16 protein-coding genes are annotated in these 20,021 nt (G+C 59.4%); 8 read left to right on the top strand and 8 right to left on the bottom strand.

Features of this window, described 5'->3' with window-relative positions; genetic code table 11:
- Window positions 1-468, top strand: coding sequence for an inhibitor of vertebrate lysozyme family protein (locus FFH21_RS01020; protein WP_011167408.1), 468 nt, complete (start codon window positions 1-3; stop codon window positions 466-468).
- Between the two features lie 247 nt (window positions 469-715).
- Here the strand turns inward: FFH21_RS01020 and FFH21_RS01015 are convergent, their stop codons facing one another.
- Window positions 716-2,026 (bottom strand): ATP-binding protein, encoded by a 1,311-nt coding sequence (locus FFH21_RS01015; protein WP_004655259.1) that lies wholly within the window; start codon window positions 2,024-2,026, stop codon window positions 716-718.
- A gap of 163 nt (window positions 2,027-2,189) precedes the next feature.
- Window positions 2,190-2,930, bottom strand: coding sequence for a two-component system response regulator OmpR (ompR, locus tag FFH21_RS01010; protein ID WP_002555676.1), 741 nt, complete (start codon window positions 2,928-2,930; stop codon window positions 2,190-2,192).
- A gap of 299 nt (window positions 2,931-3,229) precedes the next feature.
- Between ompR and FFH21_RS01005 the strand changes: the two genes are divergently transcribed.
- From FFH21_RS01005 to gshA, 3 genes are all read left to right on the top strand, one after another.
- Entirely contained in the window at window positions 3,230-5,551 is a 2,322-nt protein-coding gene (locus tag FFH21_RS01005) for a Tex family protein (RefSeq protein WP_011167406.1), read from the top strand.
- Window positions 5,551-5,934: a PaaI family thioesterase gene (locus FFH21_RS01000; protein ID WP_004655264.1), complete on the top strand. Its 384-nt coding sequence runs from the start codon at window positions 5,551-5,553 to the stop codon at window positions 5,932-5,934. Before FFH21_RS01005 ends, FFH21_RS01000 begins: the two co-directional genes overlap by 1 nt.
- Window positions 5,935-6,176: 242 nt before the next feature.
- Window positions 6,177-7,769: a glutamate--cysteine ligase gene (gshA, locus tag FFH21_RS00995; RefSeq protein WP_041924392.1), complete on the top strand. Its 1,593-nt coding sequence runs from the start codon at window positions 6,177-6,179 to the stop codon at window positions 7,767-7,769.
- Window positions 7,770-7,875: 106 nt separating this feature from the next.
- Here the strand turns inward: gshA and argA are convergent, their stop codons facing one another.
- Both argA and argE read right to left on the bottom strand, forming a co-directional pair.
- Window positions 7,876-9,174: an amino-acid N-acetyltransferase gene (argA, locus tag FFH21_RS00990; RefSeq protein ID WP_041924391.1), complete on the bottom strand. Its 1,299-nt coding sequence runs from the start codon at window positions 9,172-9,174 to the stop codon at window positions 7,876-7,878.
- A 126-nt stretch (window positions 9,175-9,300) separates the two neighbouring features.
- Window positions 9,301-10,449, bottom strand: a complete 1,149-nt coding sequence (gene argE / locus FFH21_RS00985; protein ID WP_004655269.1) for an acetylornithine deacetylase — start codon at window positions 10,447-10,449, stop codon at window positions 9,301-9,303.
- A gap of 163 nt (window positions 10,450-10,612) precedes the next feature.
- Between argE and FFH21_RS00980 the strand changes: the two genes are divergently transcribed.
- Window positions 10,613-11,980 (top strand): inorganic triphosphatase, encoded by a 1,368-nt coding sequence (locus FFH21_RS00980; protein WP_004666548.1) that lies wholly within the window; start codon window positions 10,613-10,615, stop codon window positions 11,978-11,980.
- Window positions 11,981-13,139: 1,159 nt separating this feature from the next.
- Here the strand turns inward: FFH21_RS00980 and FFH21_RS00940 are convergent.
- Window positions 13,140-13,619: an Lrp/AsnC family transcriptional regulator gene (locus tag FFH21_RS00940; RefSeq protein ID WP_011167402.1), complete on the bottom strand. Its 480-nt coding sequence runs from the start codon at window positions 13,617-13,619 to the stop codon at window positions 13,140-13,142.
- A gap of 124 nt (window positions 13,620-13,743) precedes the next feature.
- Between FFH21_RS00940 and FFH21_RS00935 the strand changes: the two genes are divergently transcribed.
- From FFH21_RS00935 to FFH21_RS00925, 3 genes are all read left to right on the top strand, one after another.
- Entirely contained in the window at window positions 13,744-14,091 is a 348-nt protein-coding gene (locus tag FFH21_RS00935) for a hypothetical protein (RefSeq protein WP_011167401.1), read from the top strand.
- A gap of 110 nt (window positions 14,092-14,201) precedes the next feature.
- Window positions 14,202-15,986: a GspE/PulE family protein gene (locus FFH21_RS00930; RefSeq protein ID WP_004666547.1), complete on the top strand. Its 1,785-nt coding sequence runs from the start codon at window positions 14,202-14,204 to the stop codon at window positions 15,984-15,986.
- Window positions 15,987-16,126: 140 nt separating this feature from the next.
- Window positions 16,127-16,447, top strand: a complete 321-nt coding sequence (locus tag FFH21_RS00925; RefSeq protein ID WP_002551535.1) for a DUF2388 domain-containing protein — start codon at window positions 16,127-16,129, stop codon at window positions 16,445-16,447.
- A gap of 68 nt (window positions 16,448-16,515) precedes the next feature.
- On the opposite strand, the gene gcvH is transcribed toward FFH21_RS00925, so the two are convergent.
- The 3 genes from gcvH to FFH21_RS00910 all read right to left on the bottom strand — a co-directional run bounded on the left by gcvH (window position 16,516) and on the right by FFH21_RS00910 (window position 19,800).
- On the bottom strand, window positions 16,516-16,905 hold the full coding sequence (gene gcvH, locus FFH21_RS00920) for a glycine cleavage system protein GcvH (RefSeq protein WP_004655292.1): 390 nt from the start codon (window positions 16,903-16,905) through the stop codon (window positions 16,516-16,518).
- Window positions 16,906-16,948: 43 nt separating this feature from the next.
- Entirely contained in the window at window positions 16,949-18,031 is a 1,083-nt protein-coding gene (gcvT, locus tag FFH21_RS00915; protein ID WP_004655293.1) for a glycine cleavage system aminomethyltransferase GcvT, read from the bottom strand.
- Window positions 18,032-18,183: 152 nt separating this feature from the next.
- Window positions 18,184-19,800 (bottom strand): iron ABC transporter permease, encoded by a 1,617-nt coding sequence (locus FFH21_RS00910; RefSeq protein WP_011167400.1) that lies wholly within the window; start codon window positions 19,798-19,800, stop codon window positions 18,184-18,186.
- Window positions 19,801-20,021: the final 221 nt, after the last annotated feature.

Raw genomic sequence — 20,021 nt, 5'->3', positions numbered from 1 at the left:
ATGCACACGTCATTTCGCACACTGGCCGCCGCCCTGTTGATGGGCGGCAGCGCCATGGTCATGGCAGCCAATGATAGACAGTCTCGGGTCAACGAGCTTTTAAGCTCCGCTCCCGAGTACCGCACAACCTGGGCGAAGGTCGTCAAGAAGGAAGAGCGGTTGCCGGATTGGGTGATTAACCTGTCCGGGGCTTCCGAGCAGCAGATGACAGCGGCCACCGAAGACGGTGACAAGTATCTTGTCGGGCCGCTTTGCGAAACTGCCGATACGTGCAAAAGCAAACGCCTGATCGTGGCTTTCAGCCTCGACATGGAAGATGCTTACGCCATGTTGGTTGAAGTACCTGCGGGCTTGCCTGCAGATAAATCACCAACTCGTCACGCGACTTACCGCTACCTGGGTAAGCCTGACGAGGGTATGCAAAAGCTCTTGAATGAAGAGCTGCGCAAAGACCCGAACTGGTATTGATTCAGAAGAAGGTATCGGCTTCAGAAGCCGATACCTCTCTTCTTGTTTGTGCGGCCTGAGGAAGGTGCGCGCATGACCAAGGGGCCGGGATGCGTTGATCGAATGGATCGGCGTGACCTAGGGGTACAGGGAGTACCTCCGCCAAGGGCCGGGTCAGGCAAGCTGCCGTGCAAGTCCTCAAGAATGCGTCGACCTGTCGAACATCCTCCATGACCCGCACGGCGCTTTATGACCTTTACGATTCTTTCTAGATAGCGTCCCTCGGCAGCATCAGCCCTAAAGGCAAACGCACTCGCGCCTCCAGGCCTCCCCCCGAACGATTTCTCAACTCGACGTTGCCGCCGTGCATGGCAGCGATGCGCTTGACGATAGCCAGCCCCAGGCCGGTCCCCTTGCCACTGCGGGCGCGATCACCGCGAATGAACGGGTTGAAGATGGTATCAAGCTCGGATGGATCGATGCCTGCGCCTCTGTCCAGTACGCTCAACACTACGTACGGCGCATTTCTGTCACCGGATACATAAGCGGCCACTTCGATACCGTTACCGGCATGATGCCTGGCGTTGCCGATAAGGTTGGTCAGCAGACGCTTCATCGATACGCGCCTCAGCGGGAAGGGCGGGATCGGTTCCAGACACAGACGGATACTGTCTTCATCGTTATTGAAGGGTGCAACCACGTCGCGCACCAGATGCCCCAGATCGACTTCTTCAATCTCTTCGTCACGCCCATCGCGAATGAACGCCAGGAACTGGTCAAGAATGGCATCCATGTCCTCGATATCCCGCACCATGCCTTCGGAGAACTCATTGTCGTTCATCAGCTCCAGAGACAGGCGCAGACGCGTCAGTGGTGTACGCAAGTCATGGGAGACGCCGGCCAGCATCAGTTCGCGCTCCTGCCCTGCCTGCTCGACGTCTTCGGCCATCTGATTGAAGGCCCGATAGACTTCGGTCATCTCACTGGGTGTGTCACTGACCGGCAAGCGTACGCTGCGCCCCTGCCCCAGCTGTCGAGCCGCAAAGACCAGACGCTTGAGCGGCTGATTCAATTGACGCACAAAAATCCACGCCGACGCCGTGGAGAGCAACCCGATGGCCAGGAACCAGCCCAGCACACTCCAGATTTTCTGGCCGCGTAACGGGTGCGGATAAAGCGGTACTTTCAGCCAGCCATCCCCAAGGCTCGGCGCCCTGACCCAGAGCGCGGGCGGTGCGTGCACACGCAGACGCACTTCCGTATCGGCACCCAGCTCGGCCTGCATCTGCCGCTGGTAGATCTCACTGTACGGCCAGTGCTGCTCACCTTCCGGCACGCCACCGCCTACGACCCGAATCAGACCGGCCGCTTCGGCAATCGCCTCACGATCGTTTTCATCGGCAGCCCAATACGCGCGCAGCGTCAGCGCAACGCCGTGGCTGTACTGCCTGTCGACCAGCACGTCTTCGTTCATCAGCAGATAAACCAGCGTCAGGGCCTTGGAAAACAGCACGACGATGAGCACCAGCCAGAGCGTGCGAGAGAAAAAGCTTTGCGGAAACCAGAGCGGAGTCTTCATAACTGCAGCCATACACTTTGCAAGGCGAGCGAGGCTCGCAGGTTTGCCGAACGCGGGCCGGACCCGATGGACGAACGCAAAAAACCAGTACGCCGATAACCTTGAAAGAGATTATCGACGTAACTGGCGGGAACGACGGACTTCTGTGCTGACAACCGGCTTATCAGCGATTACCAGCACCATCCGGAACGAATACATAGCCTACGCCCCAGACGGTCTGGATATAGCGGGGCTTGGAAGGATCCGGCTCGATCAGGCGACGCAGACGGGAGATCTGTACGTCGATGGATCGCTCCAGCGCATCCCACTCCCGGCCGCGGGCCAGGTTCATCAGCTTGTCACGGGTCAGCGGCTCGCGAGCGTGCATGACCAGAGCCTTGAGTACCGCGAATTCACCCGTGGTCAGCATGTGCACCACGTCGCCACGCTTGAGTTCGCGGGTTGCCAGGGACAGCTCGTAGTCGCCGAAACTGACCGACTCGTCTTCACTGCCGGGCGCGCCGGGTACAGGCGCAGCCTGACGACGCAGAACAGCCTTGACCCGCGCCATCAACTCGTCCGGGTTGAACGGCTTGGCCAGGTAATCGTCAGCACCCAGTTCGAGCCCCTTGATGCGGCTCAGCTCATCGCCCTTGGCGGTCAGCATGATGATCGGCACCTGATTGTTCGCGGCTCGCAGACGACGGCAGGCTGAAAGGCCGTCTTCTCCGGGCAGCATCAAGTCCAGCACCACAAGGTTGAACACCTCGCGGGCCAATAGTCGGTCCATTTGCTCCACGTTTGCCACGGCGCGGGCCCGGTAGCCCTTGCTGGTGAAAAAACGTTCCAGGAGACTGCTCAGCCCCGGATCGTCATCGACAATAAGGATTTTTTCGCCTTCAGCATTTTGTGCGGTGCTGCTCATCGGATGCTCCTCTGATCTCGGGGCGCATTATGGCGTAGCTGCGGTGATGCGCACCTTGTGCATTGTTAGCAGATTTTACTGAAGGCGGCACTTGTGCAGGCTTTTTCGCCGAAAAAAGACCACATTTGTCGGCCGATCCCCTAATCCGCCTTCGCCGGGTATAATGCGCCGCCCTCAAAGTCAGGCAACGCTGGCCTTGTGGCGGTTCGCCAGCGCTGAAAATAAATGCTGGCGGATGATATTCAGGCAAGGCAATTCGTACATAGCCCAGTTTTTTGCTCACAACTCCAGGTGGTTTTATGGACAGCATCAACAGCCGCATCGCCGAAGAACTCGGCGTACGCCCACAACAGGTCGCAGCGGCCGTAGCACTACTGGATGAAGGCTCGACCGTGCCCTTCATTTCCCGCTACCGCAAGGAAGTGACCGGCAGTCTTGATGACACGCAATTGCGCCATCTGGAAGAACGCCTGCGCTATCTGCGTGAGCTGGATGACCGGCGTGTCAGCATTCTTGCCAGCATTGAAGAGCAAGGCAAGCTGACCCCGGAGCTGGCTCGCGACATCAAGCTGGCCGACACCAAGACCCGCCTTGAAGATTTGTACCTGCCTTATAAGCAGAAACGTCGCACCAAGGGCCAGATCGCCCTTGAAGCCGGTCTGGGCGAGCTGGCTGACGGCCTGTTCAACGACCCGAGCCTCGCTCCTGAAACCGAAGCAGCCCGTTTTGTCGACGCCGAGAAAGGCGTGGCCGATGTCAAGGCTGCGCTGGAAGGCGCCAAGTGCATCCTGATGGAACGCTTCGCCGAAGACGCATCGTTGCTCGACAAGTTGCGCAGCTTCCTCAAACAGGAAGCAGTAATCAGCGCACGCGTGGTGCCGGGCAAGGAAGAGGAGGGTGCCAAGTTCCGCGATTATTTCGAACACGACGAGCCACTCAAGAGCATGCCTTCGCACCGTGCACTGGCGATTTTCCGCGGCCGCAACGAAGGTTTTCTCAGCTCCGCACTGAAAGTCGGTGAAGAACTGCCGGGTGCCATGCACCCTTGCGAACTGATGATCGGTGAACGCTTCGGCATCCAGAACCAGAACCGCCCCGCAGACAAATGGCTGGCAGAGGTGGTGCGCTGGACCTGGAAGGTCAAGTTGTACAGCCACCTGGAAACCGACCTGCTGGGCGAGCTGCGCGACGGCGCGGAGACCGAAGCCATCAACGTTTTCGCCCACAACCTGCACGACCTGCTGCTCGCCGCCCCGGCTGGCCAGCGCGCCACACTGGGTCTGGACCCGGGCCTGCGCACCGGCTGCAAGGTCGCTGTGGTGGACGCAACCGGCAAGCTGCTCGACTACGCGACCGTTTACCCGCATGTGCCGAAGAACCAGTGGGATCAGACCATTGCTGTGCTGGCTGCCCTGTGTGCCAAGCACTCGGTCGACCTGATCGCTATCGGCAACGGCACCGCCAGCCGCGAAACCGACAAGCTCGCCGCTGACCTGATCAAAAAATACCCAGGTCTGAAAATGACCAAGGTCATGGTTTCCGAAGCAGGCGCATCGGTTTATTCCGCGTCGGAACTGGCCGCCAAGGAATTCCCGGACCTCGACGTATCGATCCGTGGCGCGGTCTCGATTGCCCGTCGCTTGCAGGACCCGCTCGCCGAACTGGTGAAAATCGATCCCAAGTCCATCGGTGTCGGTCAGTATCAGCATGACGTCTCGCAGCTGAAACTGGCGCGCGGCCTGGACGCGGTGGTTGAAGACTGCGTGAACGCTGTGGGCGTGGACGTGAACACCGCTTCGGTGGCGTTGCTGGCGCGGATTTCCGGGCTTAACACCACACTGGCGCAGAACATCGTTGCGCATCGCGATGAAAACGGCGCGTTCAAGACGCGTGCAGCGCTGAAGAAAGTCAGCCGTCTGGGCGAAAAGACCTTTGAACAGGCAGCAGGCTTCCTGCGCGTGATGACCGGTGACAACCCGCTGGACTCTTCTGCCGTTCACCCGGAAGCCTATCCACTGGTGCAGCGTATTGCGGCAGAAACCGACCGCGATATTCGCTCGTTGATTGGCGATGCGAGCTTTCTCAAACGCCTGGACCCGAAGAAATTCACCGACGAGACCTTTGGTCTGCCAACTGTGACCGACATTCTGCAGGAACTCGAAAAACCGGGTCGCGACCCGCGTCCGGAGTTCAAGACGGCAGAGTTTCAGGACGGTGTCGAAGAACTCAAGGACCTGCAACCGGGCATGATTCTCGAAGGCGTGGTCACCAACGTCACCAATTTCGGTGCGTTCGTCGATATCGGCGTGCATCAGGACGGTCTGGTACACATCTCGGCATTGTCCGAGAAGTTCATCAAGGACCCGCGTGAGGCGGTCAAGGCCGGTGATGTGGTGAAAGTGAAGGTCATGGAAGTCGACATTCCGCGCAAACGCGTCGGCCTGTCGATGCGCATGAGCGACACGCCCGGCGAGAAGGTCGACGGTGCACGCGGTGCACGCCCAGGTTCCTCGCCTCGCCAGCAGAACAGCGCTCCACGCAAGGAAACCACAGCACCCGCGCCCATCAACAACGCAATGGCTTCGCTGTTTGCCAATGCCAAGCAGTTGAAGAAGCGCTGATGGATATTCCTGAAGATCTGACCCAAAGTGCCTACTTCAAGATGCTCGGCTGCGAACTGCGGCGTCTGGACGAGGGCGTGGCGGAGGTTGCGTTGCCGCTGGAGGCGCATCTGCGCAATCGCGGCAACGTGATGCACGGCGGGGCAATCTTCAGTCTGGTCGATATCGCCATGGGGCTGGCCTGCTCCAGCTCCCACGGTTTCGACCAGCGCAGTGTCACCATCGAGTGCAAGATCAACTATGTGCGCGGCGTCTCCGATGGCGAGGTGTTATGCATCGCCAAGGTGCTGCACGCGGGCCGCAGGACGCTGGTCGTCGAGGCGGAAGTCGTTCAGGGCGATAAACTCGTCGCCAAAGCCCAGGGCACATTCGCAGTCATCTAGACTGCAATAAAGGCTGATGAAAGCAATCACTGTGAACAGAACCTAGCCGTATCGACATCATTTAGGTTAATTTCGGCACCATTAGCGTGGTGCCGAGTCCATTTGGGTGGTACGACATAGAGCAGTGATTGTGAACAGGCGCTACAGACCAACCAGGCGACTACGCCAGTTCCTTTCTTCACCCTTGTAGACCGTCAAGTCCACCCCCATATCGGGGCGACCGATGCGTGAAGGATTACACCTTGAGCGAACTTTTAAACCGTCGTCTTGCATTGCTCGGCGAGCGCAACAACCTCTCTCTGCTGGAGCAGTGCCTGCACGGTATCGAGCGCGAGTGCCTGCGCGTTACCGCAACCGCAGAACTGGCACAGACGCCTCACCCGCAAGCTCTGGGTGCTGCACTGACCAACGGTCAGGTCACGACCGACTATTCCGAATCGCTGCTGGAGTTCATCACGCCTGCGCTGAAGAACCCGGCCGAGACCATCGATAGCCTGGACAAGATCCATCGCTTCGCCTACAGCAAGCTGGGCGACGAGTTGCTCTGGAGCCCGTCGATGCCATGCCCGCTGCCCGATGAAGAGCACACACCGATTGCCTATTACGGCACGTCGAACATCGGCAAGCTCAAATACGTGTACCGCAAGGGCCTGGCGCTGCGTTACGGCAAGACCATGCAGTGCATCGCTGGCATTCATTACAATTTCTCGTTGCCGGAAGACGCCTGGGCGCTGCTCAAGCAGACCGAAGACTTCGCTGGCGACGCGCGCGACTACCAATCGCATTCCTACATCGCGCTGATCCGCAACTTCCGCCGCTACAGCTGGCTGCTGATGTACCTGTTCGGTGCTTCACCAGCGCTGGATGCGGGTTTCCTGCGCGGCCGCAAACATCAGTTGGAACAACATTTCGACGCCGACACCCTGTATCTGCCGTACGCCACCAGCCTGCGTATGAGCGATCTGGGCTATCAAAGCGACGCCCAGGCCGACCTGACCCCTTGCTACAACGACTTGGTCAGCTACACCGACAGCCTGCGCAAGGCCGTGGCCACGCCTTATAAGCCTTACGTCGATGTCGGCACTCATGACCAGAACGGCGAGTGGGTTCAGCTGAACACCAACGTTTTGCAGATCGAGAACGAGTACTACTCCAACATTCGCCCCAAGCGTGCGACCTATAGCGGCGAGCGCCCTATTCAGGCGCTTGTGGCCCGTGGTGTGCAGTACGTTGAAGTGCGCTGCCTGGACATCAACCCGTTCCTGCCTACCGGCATCAGCCTGGAGCAATCACGCTTCATCGATGCGTTCGTGCTGTACTGCGCGCTTGAGGAAAGCCAGCAACTGGCAAGCCATGAGTGTTCCAATGCAAGCTCGAACTTCCTGGCAGTGGTAAAGGAAGGTCGCCGTCCGGGCCTGAGCCTGCAGCGCAACAACAGCCCTGTTGATCTCAAGACCTGGGCAACCGAGCTGCTGGAAAAAATCACACCGATTGCCCGACTGCTGGATCAGGCCCAGGGCATCGATGAGCACATCAAGTCGATTGCCGTGCAACAGGCAAAGATCGACGATGCGTCGCTTACACCTTCCGCCCAGGTGCTGGCCAGCATGAAAGCGCATAACGAGGGCTTTACCGCTTTCTCTTTGCGCCAGAGTCAGGCACACGCCGAATACTTCCGCACTCACCCGCTGAGCGCTCAGGAACAGGCAGACTTCGAAGCCCAGGCCAAAACCTCGATCGAAGAACAGGCCGAGCTGGAAGCAACCGAGGAAGTGGTGGATTTCGACACATTCGTGGGGTCGTATCAGGCGAGCATTCTGTCGATCAGCAATTGATACGCGCAATTACTGTGTGAGCAAGCAAGCTCACTCCCACAAAATACTTATCGTGCGACGCTCCGCGCCGCATGCCGTTCTGGATGCTCTGCGTCCACCCTCAGGCTTAAATCGCCTTTTCGAAGATCTTCGAATTACGCTGGTAGTTGTACAGCGACGCGCGGGCGCTTGGCAGGCGGTCGACGCTGCTGGGCTCGAAGCCACGCTCACGGAACCAGTGCGCGGTACGGGTGGTGAGGACGAACAGGGTCTTGATACCCAGCGCTCTGGCGCGGTTTTCAATGCGTTCCAGCAACTCGTCCCCGCGCCCACCGTGGCGATATTCCGGATTGACGGCCAGACATGCCAATTCGCCTGACTCCGAGTCCGCAATCGGGTACAGCGCCGCGCAGGCAATGATCAGCCCTTCCCGCTCGACCACGCTGAACTGAGTGATCTCGCGCTCCAGCACTTCGCGGGAACGACGTACCAGAATGCCCTGCTCTTCCAGCGGCGTGATCAGGTCCATCAAGCCGCCGACGTCCTCAATGACCGCTTCGCGCACCAGTTCGAACTGCTCCTGCGCAACCAGCGTACCGCCACCGTCGCGGGTAAACAGCTCGGTCAGCAGTGCGCCATTCTCGGCATAGCTGACAATATGGCTGCGCGCCACGCCACCGCGGCAGGCCTCGGCCGCTGCATCGAGCAATTCAGCCTGATAGTTGGTGCCCAGACGCTGCAAGTGCGCAGGCACCTGTTGCGGACGCAGCTCGCGCACCAGTCGGCCCTGCTCGTCCAGCAACCCGGTTTCGGCACCGAACAGCAGCAGTTTGTCGGCAGCCAGATCGATGGCGGCACGCGTGGCGACGTCTTCACAGGCCAGATTGAAAATCTCGCCGGTCGGTGAATAGCCCAGCGGCGACAGCAGCACAATATGACGCTCATCCAGCAGGCGATTGATGCCCTTGCGGTCAACCCGACGCACTTCGCCGGTGTGCTGATAATCGACCCCTTCCAGCACGCCGATAGGCCGTGCAGTTACCACGTTGCCACTGGTCACCCGCAGCCGCGAGCCCTGCATCGGTGAAGCAGCCATGTCCATCGACAGGCGCGCCTCGATCGAAATGCGTAGTTGACCCACAGCATCGATCACGCACTCCAGCGTCTCGGTATCGGTGATGCGCATGTCGCGATGGTAACGCGGCGTAATGCCGCACTGGGCCAGGCGGCTTTCGATCTGTGGACGCGAGCCGTGCACCAGCACCAGACGCACGCCCAGGCTGTGCAGCAGCACCAGGTCGTGGACGATATTGCCGAAGTTAGGGTGCGCAACGCCGTCGCCGGGCAGCATGACGACGAAGGTGCAATCACGGTGAGCATTGATGTACGGAGACGCGTGGCGAAGCCAGTTGACGTATTCGGGCATGACAACAAGAGCCTGTAGAGAAAATGGACGAAGAGAAAAAGCACGCACAACGGTGTGGTGGTTATCGTCGGAACAGGCTTGGCAACACGCGCAATCTCCTTTTATTCAACGTTGGTAGTACCGGGCTCACTGGGGAGTCAGGCAGTAATGTTCGATCAATTGACGTAACAGACGCACTGTAGGGTCCAGACGTGACATTTCGAGGTATTCCCCCGGCTGATGCGCACAGGCGATATCGCCCGGGCCGAGCACCAGCGTTTCACAGCCAAGGCGCTGAAGATAAGGCGCTTCGGTGCCGAATGCTACTGCTGCAGCCGTATGACCGGTCAGTCGTTCAGCAACGCGCACAAGTTCAGCGTCAGCAGCCTGTTCGAAGGGTGCACACTCGGGGAACAGCGGAGCATAGTCGATCTTTACCTGGTGCAGCTCGGCCAGCGGCTCAAGCTTGTGGCGAATGGCTGCCCGCAGCACCTCAGGGTCCATGCCCGGCAGTGGGCGCAGGTCAAATTCCAGCGAGCACTGGCCACAAATCCGGTTCGGGTTATCGCCACCATGAATGCAGCCCAGATTCAGCGTCGGTTGCGGCACAGTGAACTGCGGGTTGCGGTATTGCGCCTGCCATTGCGTACGCAGGCCCTTGAGTTCGCTGATCGCGTCGTGCATGGCCTCCAGCGCGCTGTGGCCCAGGCTCGGGTCGGACGAATGGCCGCTGCGCCCGAGGATGTGGATGCGCTCCATCATTACGCCTTTGTGCAGGCGAATCGGCTTGAGCCCGGTCGGCTCTCCGATAACTGCTGCGCGGCCCAGCGGACGTCCGGCCTCTGCCAGTGCGCGAGCCCCGGCCATCGAGCTTTCTTCATCGCAGGTGGCGAGGATCAGCAGCGGCTGTTTGAAGGGTTGACCAATAAGCCCACGCACCGCCTCGATGATCAGCGCAAAGAAGCCCTTCATGTCGCAGCTGCCCAGCCCGACCCAGCGGCCATCGACTTCGGTGAGTTTCAACGGGTCGGTTTTCCACAGCGCCTCGTCGAACGGTACGGTGTCGCTGTGGCCCGCCAGCACCAGGCCGCCCGGGCCTGTGCCATAAGTTGCCAACAGATTGAACTTGCCGGGGGAAACCTGCTGGATGTCGCAGGCAAAACCCAGATCCCCGAGCCATCCGGCGAGCAGATCGATGACAGGCCGGTTGGTCTGGTCCAGAGAAGGCTGCGTGCAGCTCACCGATGGCGCAGCGATCAAGGCGGCGAACTGGTCTTTCATGGACGGCAACGGCATGGGCGCTTCCTGTAATCAAGACGAAACACGGCCCATCATAGGGCCATAGCAACCCAGGAATAAACCGTTTCGGGCCATGTCCTGTACACTGACGGCCTTAGCAGCCGTTCAGTCATGGGCTGCGCTCCCGTTTATCAGTATCAGCGTTTGGATTCCCCCGGCCATGCAAAAAGAAACAGAAATCAAACTCCGCGTCAGCCGCGAGACCCTCGCTGCACTGCGCGAACATCCGTTGCTCAAGAAGCGCAACAAGAGTGGCTGGGAGCGCCTTGAACTGTCGAATCAGTATTTCGATACCCCAGAGGGCGAGCTGGCACAGGCCAAAGTCGCCCTGCGCATCCGTCGCGATGGCGATCAGATCATCCAGACCATGAAGACGCGCGGGCAAAGTGTTGCCGGCCTGTCCGAGCGCAATGAATACAACTGGGACCTGAGCAAAGCCAAGCTCGACCTGAAAAAGCTCGAAGGCGATTGCTGGCCCGAGCAACTGGCCGGGCTGGACAAGAAAACCATCAAGCCGTTGTTCACCACCGATTTCATCCGTGAAAAGGCCGAAATTGCCTGGGGTCGTGGCAAGACCAAAGTGGTGATCGAAGCCGCGCTGGACCTGGGCCAAGTGGTTGCAGGCAAGCAAAAGGAAGAAATCTGCGAGCTGGAGCTTGAGCTGCGCGAAGGCGAACCTGCCGCGCTGCTGGAACTGGCCGCCGAGCTGGCTGCAACGCTGCCGTTGATGCCGTGCGATATCAGCAAGGCAGAGCGCGGTTATCGCCTGCTTGATGCCGGCAGCTACTCGCTGAGCCTGCCAGCACCCGCACTGAATGCAGAAACTCCGCTCGACGAAGCCTACTCCGCGCTGGCCTGGCACCTGCTGGGCAGCAGCCAGCGTCTGGCCGAGCAATACCGTTTCAACGGTCACTGGCGTCTGCTGCAGGACTGGGTCGAGATGCTCGCCGAGTTGCGTGCCCTGACCAGCAGCCTTGGCCAGGCCGCCCCACGGGCCTCGACCGCGCAACTGCGTACCTCGCTGGACGCCTTGCTGGAAGACTGGCGACCGCTGGTTCAGGCCGGGCAGGAAGATGCCGATGTACGCGGTGCCGCCCACGAGCAGTTTCTGGAAGAATTGCAGGACACCCGTTGGGGCGAGTTCTCGCTGAACACTTCGCGTTGGTTGCTGGCGCGCAGCTGGACCACAGAGCGCAACACCCGTGGCAATCGTCAGGGCGCTGCGCTGTTGAGCAGCTGGCTGCCACGCCTGCTGGGTGAAGAAGCGACGTCGCTGCAACTGAGCCGCTATCAGCAGCAGCCAGAAGACCTGGCCGAACAACTACCGCGCATCGAGCGCATCCAGGCCTGGCTGCACTGGGCACGCGGCGCACTGGACCTGCCGGAGCTGGACCGCCTGTACGGCGAACTACGCAAGCTGGAAGAACTGGCCAATCTGGACATCAGCGATGAAGTCCTTGATGCACGCGTGCAACAGGCAATCACTGTATTCCAGAGCCGCGCGTGGAAAACCCTGTTGCGTTTGTAACGGCTGGATTTCGTGGCGTTGATTATCGTCCCCACGCTCCGCGTCCGATCTTGAACGTGTGGTGCGGCGCAAATTTGTGACGCAGAGCGTCACGAACTGCATGCCAACGCGGAGCATTGGCACGATAGTCATCTTGATGCGTAGGTTAACTATCGTCCCCACGCTCCGCGTGGGGACGCCGTTCTGGACGCTCTGCGTCCGATCTTGGGTATTCGGTGCGGCACAAACTTGTGACGCAGAGCGTCACGAACTGCATGCCAACGCGGAGCATTGGCACGATAGTCATCTTGATGCGTAGGTTAACTATCGTTCCCACGCTCCGCGTGGAGACGCCGTTCTGGACGCTCCGCGTTCGATCTTGAGTATTCGGTGCGGCGCAAACTTGTGACGCAGAGCGTCACGAACTGCATGCCAACGCGGAGCATTGGCACGATAGTCATCTTGATGCGTAGGTTAACTATCGTCCCCACGCTCCGCGTGGGGACGCCGTTCTGGACGCTCTGCGTCCGATCTTGGGTATTCGGTGCGGCGCAAACTTGTGACGCAGAGCGTCACGAACTGCATGCCAACGCGGAGCATTGGCACGATAGTCATCTTGATGCGTAGATTAACTATCGTCCCCACGCTCCGCGTGGGGACGCCGTTCTGGACGCTCTGCGTCCGATCTTGGGTATTCGGTGCGGCGCAAACTTGTGACGCAGAGCGTCATGAACTGCATGCCAACGCGGAGCATTGGCACGATAGTCATCTTGATGCGTAGGTTAACTATCGTTCCCACGCTCCGCGTGGAGACGCCGTTCTGGACGCTCCGCGTTCGATCTTGAGTATTCGGTGCGGCGCAAACTTGTGACGCAGAGCGTCACGAACTGCATGCCAACGCGGAGCATTGGCACGATAGTCATCTTGATGCGTAGGTTAACTATCGTTCCCACGCTCCGCGTGGAGACGCCGTTCTGGACGCTCTGCGTCCGATCTTGAGTATTCGGTGCGGCGCAAACTTGTGACGCAGAGCGTCACGAACTGCATGCCAACGCGGAGCATTGGCACGATAGTCATCTTGATGCGTAGGTTAACTATCGTTCCCACGCTCCGCGTGGGGACGCCGTTCTGGACGCTCTGCGTCCGATCTTGAGCATGCGGGATGGTCAAAAGCGCACGTTCAGCCACCCTGGCGCAGCAGCGGCAGGCTGGTGGTGGATTTGATCTCGGACAGCGCCACTGTCGAGTTCACTTCCTGAATGCCGGGCACCAGCGACAGCTTTTCGAAGAAGAACCGCTCGTATGCCTCGATATCCGGCGTCACGATACGCAGCAGAAAATCCACCGACCCCATCAGCACATAGCACTCCAGCACTTCCGGGAAGCCACGAATCGAGTCGGTGAACTCGGTGAGGTTGGAGCGCCCGTGGGCGTTGAGTTTCACCTCGGCGAAAATCTGTGTGTTCAGGCCGATTTTCTTGCGATCCAGCAACGCAACCTGACGACGAATGACCCCTTCATCCTTGAGCCGCTGAATGCGCCGCCAACAAGGCGATTGCGAGAGGCCGACCTGCTCGGCAATCTGCGCGCTGGAGAGCGACGCGTCCTCTTGTAGCAGCGCCAGAATCTTGCGGTCGTAAACGTCCAGCTCGGTTTGCATAATTAATTTTCCGCATTGGCTTTTTACGCATTAACAAGTCCAATCAAGCCTAATCCAGATGATGATGGACCAGAAATTTCTTTTTTGGCATGTAAAGATTCTCCCACTGTTCTGGAGTATCCACATGCCTGACCTGGAAGCCGTTACCGCCACCTTGCAGCGTCCCGACAACTGGTCATCCAGCAATGCGGCATGCTGTGCGCGCTACCAAATTGTTGCTGCAGCCGAGCCTGCATTGCTTTGTCAGGTGCTGAACCTGTTTGCAATGCAGTACCTGATTCCCGACCAGCTCAGTGTGGCGCGACAAGAGAAGACGCTGCTCATCGGCCTGCAAGTTGCCAGCCTGAGCTGGCACAGAGCGCAGGTGATCGGCGAAAAAATGCGTAACCTGATCGATGTATGCTCCGTGGAAGTCGAACAGATCGACGCGCAGAACAGCCCACAAACGCACGTGGTCCTGGCGACCGGCTGAATCAATTTAGCCGCTTCGGCAATTCCCGGTCGCATAGAACGAGTAACGCTGTCACGCTTGGCGTCTACTCTTGTTCATCGCCCAATGACGAATTGCCTCAAGGAGCGCACATGGCAGCCCTGGCCCCCTCTTCACAGGATCGCTGGCTTGACCTGAATGATGTGCTGCGAGATCTGGTTGCCGAAGGCTATCTCGGCCAGGACGACGCAGAAACGGCACTCACACAGCGTCGCAGTGCGGTGAACATCCAGCTGCATCCTCTCGAATTTCTCGCTTCGCTTCAGTTTGACGACTTGAAGCGGCCTGGCAAGAAGCTGGACCTGGAAACCCTGACCGCTTGGCTGGCCAAAGCCTGTGGCCAGCCCTACATGCGCATCGACCCGCTGAAAATCAACGTGGCAGCCGTCACGCCATTGATGTCCTACGCCTTTGCCCAGCGCCACAAGATTCTGGCTGTGGCGGTTGACCGCGAGTCGGTGACCATCGCCAGCGCCCAACCCTACGTGCGCTCCTGGGAAGGCGATCTTGCGCATGTGCTCAAGCTGCAGATCAAGCGTGTGGTCGCCAACCCGACAGACATTCAACGCATGGCGATGGAGTTTTTCAGGCTGGCCAAGTCGGTCAGCGGTGCCAGCGCCTCTGAGCAAAAAATGAGCAACATGGGCAATTTCGAACAGTTGCTCAAGCTAGGCGCCAGTGATCAGGAGCCGGACGCCAACGACGCGCACATCGTCAATATCGTCGACTGGCTGTTCCAGTACGCATTTCAGCAGCGCGCCAGCGATATTCATATCGAGCCACGCCGCGAACAGGGCACCGTGCGGTTTCGCATCGACGGCGTGCTGCATAACGTTTACCAGTTTCCGGCGCAGGTGATCATGGCAATTGTCAGCCGCCTGAAAAGCCTCGGCCGGATGAACGTCGCCGAAAAACGCAAACCACAGGACGGGCGGGTCAAGACCACCACACCCGAGAATCGCGAAGTGGAGTTGCGCCTGTCGACGCTGCCGACGGCGTTCGGCGAAAAAATGGTGATGCGGATCTTCGACCCCGAGGTGCTGCTCAAGGACTTCGACCAGCTGGGTTTTTCCAGTGATGACCTGCGTCGCTGGCAGGAAATGACCCGCCAGCCCAACGGCATCATTCTGGTCACCGGCCCGACCGGTTCGGGTAAAACCACCACGCTGTACACCACCCTCAAGAAACTGGCGACCTCCGAGGTCAACCTGTGCACCATCGAAGACCCCATCGAGATGGTCGAGCCGGCCTTCAACCAGATGCAGGTGCAGCACAACATCGAACTGAGCTTTGCCGCCGGCGTGCGCGCGCTGATGCGACAGGACCCGGATATCATCATGATCGGCGAGATTCGCGACCTGGAGACCGCTGAAATGGCCATTCAGGCGGCACTCACCGGGCATTTGGTGCTGTCGACGCTGCACACCAACGACGCACCCAGCGCCATCAGCCGTATGCTCGAGCTGGGTGTGCCGCATTACCTGCTCAAGGCGACCATCCTTGGCGTCATGGCCCAGCGTCTGGTGCGGACCCTGTGTCCGCACTGCAAGGCACCGATCAATCTGAACGAAACCGACTGGCAAACCCTGACCCGCCCGTGGCAGGCACCCGTACCGCCCGGCGCGCATCAGGCGGTCGGTTGTGTGGAATGTCGCGATACCGGCTATAGGGGACGGGCCGGGGTTTACGAGATCATGGTCATGTCCGACAACATCAAGGCATTGATTTCTGCGGACCTGGACCTGACCGCCATGCGTCGCCAGGCCTTCAAGGAAGGGACGCGCAGTTTGCGTCTGTCCGGTGCTCAGAAAGTCTCGGCAGGGCTGACTACACTTGAGGAAGTGCTGCGAGTGACACCGCAGAGCGAACAACGTTGATCAGGGTGAAAGCGTTGTTCCAGAAGGCCGCGCGGCATGGCGAGCCAGCTAAAGTGAACTACGCGGTACACCTTGATTGAACTAGTTCGTGGCTTTGGCTATCCAACCCCTCAGAACAACCACAGCTGGAGTAATTCATCATGCGTCTCAAGTTCGCTGTCGCCACCGTAGCCTTGCTTTCCATCCCAATGGGTTCAGCGATGGCTGACACCTTCTGGCGTAATGTGCTGTCTTCCGGTGCAACCACCGGCTCGACTTACCTGACCTTCAAGGATCACAAGCTGATCGTTGCCGCCCAAGACGACGCAGGCAGCTTCGTCGCCAGCGACGGTGGCATTCGCGGTCCGTTTCTGGAAGCGGCCATCGAGCAAGTGCGCAAAGACAATCCAGGCCTGAAAGCCACCGACATGGAACTGGCCAACGCGATCCTGGATAAGAATCTGGTCGCTGAAAACCAGTAAGTCTTGCCGATTAGCTTCGCGCATAAAAAATGCCGCCCATGAGCGGCATTTTTGTGAGCGGAAATCGGTTATTCGCCGATAGCGCTCTTGTACCCGGCTGCATCCAGCAGCTTGGCCAGATGACCGCTGGCGTCGCTTGGCTTGAGCTTGAAGATCCATGCACTACCGTACGGATCCCTGTTGAGCGACTCGGGCGAATCGCCCAGTGCTTCATTGACCTCGACCACCTCGCCAGCAACCGGCGAGTAGATATCCGAAGCAGCCTTTACCGACTCGACGACACCGGCGGGGTCACGGGCAGCGAACACTTTGCCGATTTCCGGCAGCTCGACGAAGACCACATCGCCCAGTGCTTCCTGTGCATGGTCCGAGATGCCGACGGTCACGGTGCCATCTGCTTCAAGACGTGCCCATTCATGACTTTCGGCGAAACGCAGCTCGGCGGGAATATTGCTCATTTAGTCATCCTCAACATCGGGTCAGCGGAAAACCCGCCATAGGTTAAATCAGGGTCTTGCCGTGGCGCACAAACGCTGGCTGCACCACCCGCACCGGATACCACTTGCCGCGGATTTCCACCTCGGCCCGGTCAGCGGTTGCCATCGGAACGCGCGCCAGAGCAATGGATTTGCTCAGCGTAGGAGAGAAACTACCACTGGTGATCTCTCCTTCGCCAATTTCTGCGACACGTACCACCTGATGCGCCCGTAAAACGCCGCGCTCTTCGAGCACCAATCCCACGAGCTTGAAGGCGGTTCCTTCAGCCCGTTCGCTCTCCAGCGCCTCGCGACCGATAAAATCACGGTCGGCAGGTTCCCAGGCAATGCTCCAGGCCATATTCGACGCCAGCGGTGAAACATGCTCGCCGATGTCCTGACCATACAGGTTCATGCCTGCTTCCAGACGCAACGTATCGCGAGCGCCCAGACCGATCGGTGAGATACCCGCGCCGACCAGTTCATTGAAAAAACGCTGGGCCTCTTCGGCAGGCAGCATGATTTCCAGGCCGTCTTCACCGGTATAACCGGTGCGCGCGATGAACCAGTCGCCATCATCAAGACCTTCAAACGGCTTGAGCTGGTGGATCAGTTCGGCGCGGGCGCTTGAAACCAGCTCGGCGATACGGGTTCTGGCCTTTGGCCCTTGAATCGCGAGCATCGCCATTTCGCTGCGCGCGATCAGTTGTACATCGAAGTCGCCCAGCTGCGACTGCATCCAGGCAAGATCCTTGACCCCGGTCGCGGCATTGACCACCAGCCGATAACCTTCGGGCGTGAGGTAGACGATCATGTCATCGATGACCCCGCCTCTTTCGTCCAGCATGGCGCTGTACAAGGCTCGACCTGGGGTCTTCAGTTTTTCCACATCGTTGGCCAGCAGGTAACGCAGCCAGGTTCTGGCTTGACGGCCAACCACATCAATCACGTTCATGTGTGAGACATCGAAGACCCCACAGTCGCGACGCACCTGATGGTGTTCCTCGACCTGCGATCCGTAATGCAACGGCATGTCCCAGCCACCAAAATCGACCATTTTCGCGCCAAGGGCGAGGTGCAGGTCGAACAGGGGGGTACGCTGTCCCATGGGTTTCTCCTTCCGGGCGTGGCGAAGGTGCGGGCAGAAAGGATCGGCAAGCCCCCAATAAACCGGAGTTTGCAGCACTTACAGCTGGCCGAATTTTCTGACAGACCGCACCAATTGCGGCGCATTGTAGCGGCAAGGTGAAGGGCCCGCACCTAGCCAATCTGACGGGCAGAGCGACGAATCAACCCGATGACGGGTAATAATCCTACAAGCACCAGCGACAAAGCTGGCAATGCCGCTCGTGCCCACTCACCCTCGCTGGTCATTTCAAACACGCGTACCGCCAGCGTATCCCAGCCAAACGGGCGCATCAGCAGGGTCGCAGGCATCTCTTTGAGTACATCGACGAACACCAGCAACGCAGCGCTCAAGGCTCCCGGAACCAAAAGCGGCAGATACACGTTGAGAAACAACTTTGGTCCGCTGACCCCCAGACTGCGTGCGGCTTCAGGCAATGAGGGACGGATACGCGACAGGCTGTGCTCCAGCGGGCCGAAGGCGACCGCGATGAAACGTACAAGGTAAGCCAGCAGCAGCGCCGAAAGGCTGCCCAGCAACAACGGCTTGCCTGCACCGCCCAGCCAGCCGGAAAGCGGAACGACCAGCTCACGGTCCAGATAACTGAACGCCAGCATGATTGAAACGGCCAGTACCGAACCCGGCAGCGCGTAACCGAGGTTGGCAAGGCTGACGCCAGAGCGGATCGCAGGTGTGGGTGCCATGCGCCGCGCGAAGGCCAGAATCAGTGCCACGCTGACAGTGATCAACGCCGCCATACCGCCCAGATAAAGCGTGTGCAGAATCAGGCCTGTATAGCGCTCGTCGAGGTCGAATCGGCCGCGCTGCCAGACCCAGACAATCAATTGCAGCACCGGCACGACGAAGGCACAGAGAAAAACCAGCCCGCACCATAAACTGGCTCCCCAGGCCTTGATACCGCTAAGCGGATAAAGCGCAGCGCCACGCGGCCGTTCATTGGTCGGTCGGCTTGCACCGCGGGCACGACGTTCGCCATACAGCAGCACCAGCACTGCCAACAGCAGCAGGCTGGCCAGTTGCGCGGCGCTGGACAGGCTGAAGAAGCCGTACCAGGTCTTGTAGATTGCGGTGGTGAACGTGTCGAAATTGAACACCGATACCGCACCGAAATCGGCCAGGGTCTCCATCAGCGCCAAAGCTACGCCCGCACCGATGGCTGGACGCGCCATTGGCAGCGCCACACGCCAGAACGCCTGCAAGGGCGTGTTGCCCAACACTCGTGCAGCTTCCATCAGCCCCTTGCCCTGCGCCAGAAACGCCGTGCGCGCCAACAGGTAGACATAGGGATAGAAGACCAGCACCAGCACGATGATCACCCCACCGGTGGAGCGCACCCGAGGCAGGCGCAGGCCGGAGCCGAACCATTCACGCATCAGGGTTTGCACCGGGCCGGAAAAATCCAGCAGCCCGACAAATACAAACGCCAGCACATAGGCGGGGATAGCGAAAGGCAGCATCAGCGCCCAGTCCAGCCAGCGCCGACCAGGGAATTCACACAGGCTGGTCAGCCACGCCAGACTCACCCCCAGCAGCGTTACACCCAAACCGACACCCAGCACCAGAATCAACGTGTTGCCCAGCAGACGGGACATCTGGGTTTCCAGCAGGTGTGACCATATCTGTTGGTCAATGGTCTCCCACGACAGCAGCAGCACGCTCAGCGGCAATAACACCAGCGCAGCGATGGCGAAGACCAGTGGGTACCAGCGGCGTTGGACAGGATGGGCCAAGGAGGTTCTCGAAATGAGGGGGTTCAAGAGGGTAAGCAGAGCGTGCGCACAGGTCTGCCTCTGATTCTGGCTGAAAGCCGTAGGAGCGGACTTGTCCGCGAAGCCGTCAGTTCAGATAGTGCATTTTCTGAGAATGTACCGGCCCTTTCGCGGACAAGTCCGCTCCTACGCCCTGCGGGCAGAAGCCTGAAAGCCACGCTTTTCGGGCTATTCAAGATTTG

This window comes from Pseudomonas sp. KBS0707, from assembly GCF_005937945.2.
Classification (GTDB): domain Bacteria; phylum Pseudomonadota; class Gammaproteobacteria; order Pseudomonadales; family Pseudomonadaceae; genus Aquipseudomonas; species Aquipseudomonas amygdali.
Note: the sequence above shows the minus strand (reverse complement) of the source record. Positions and strands in the feature narration are given on the sequence as shown.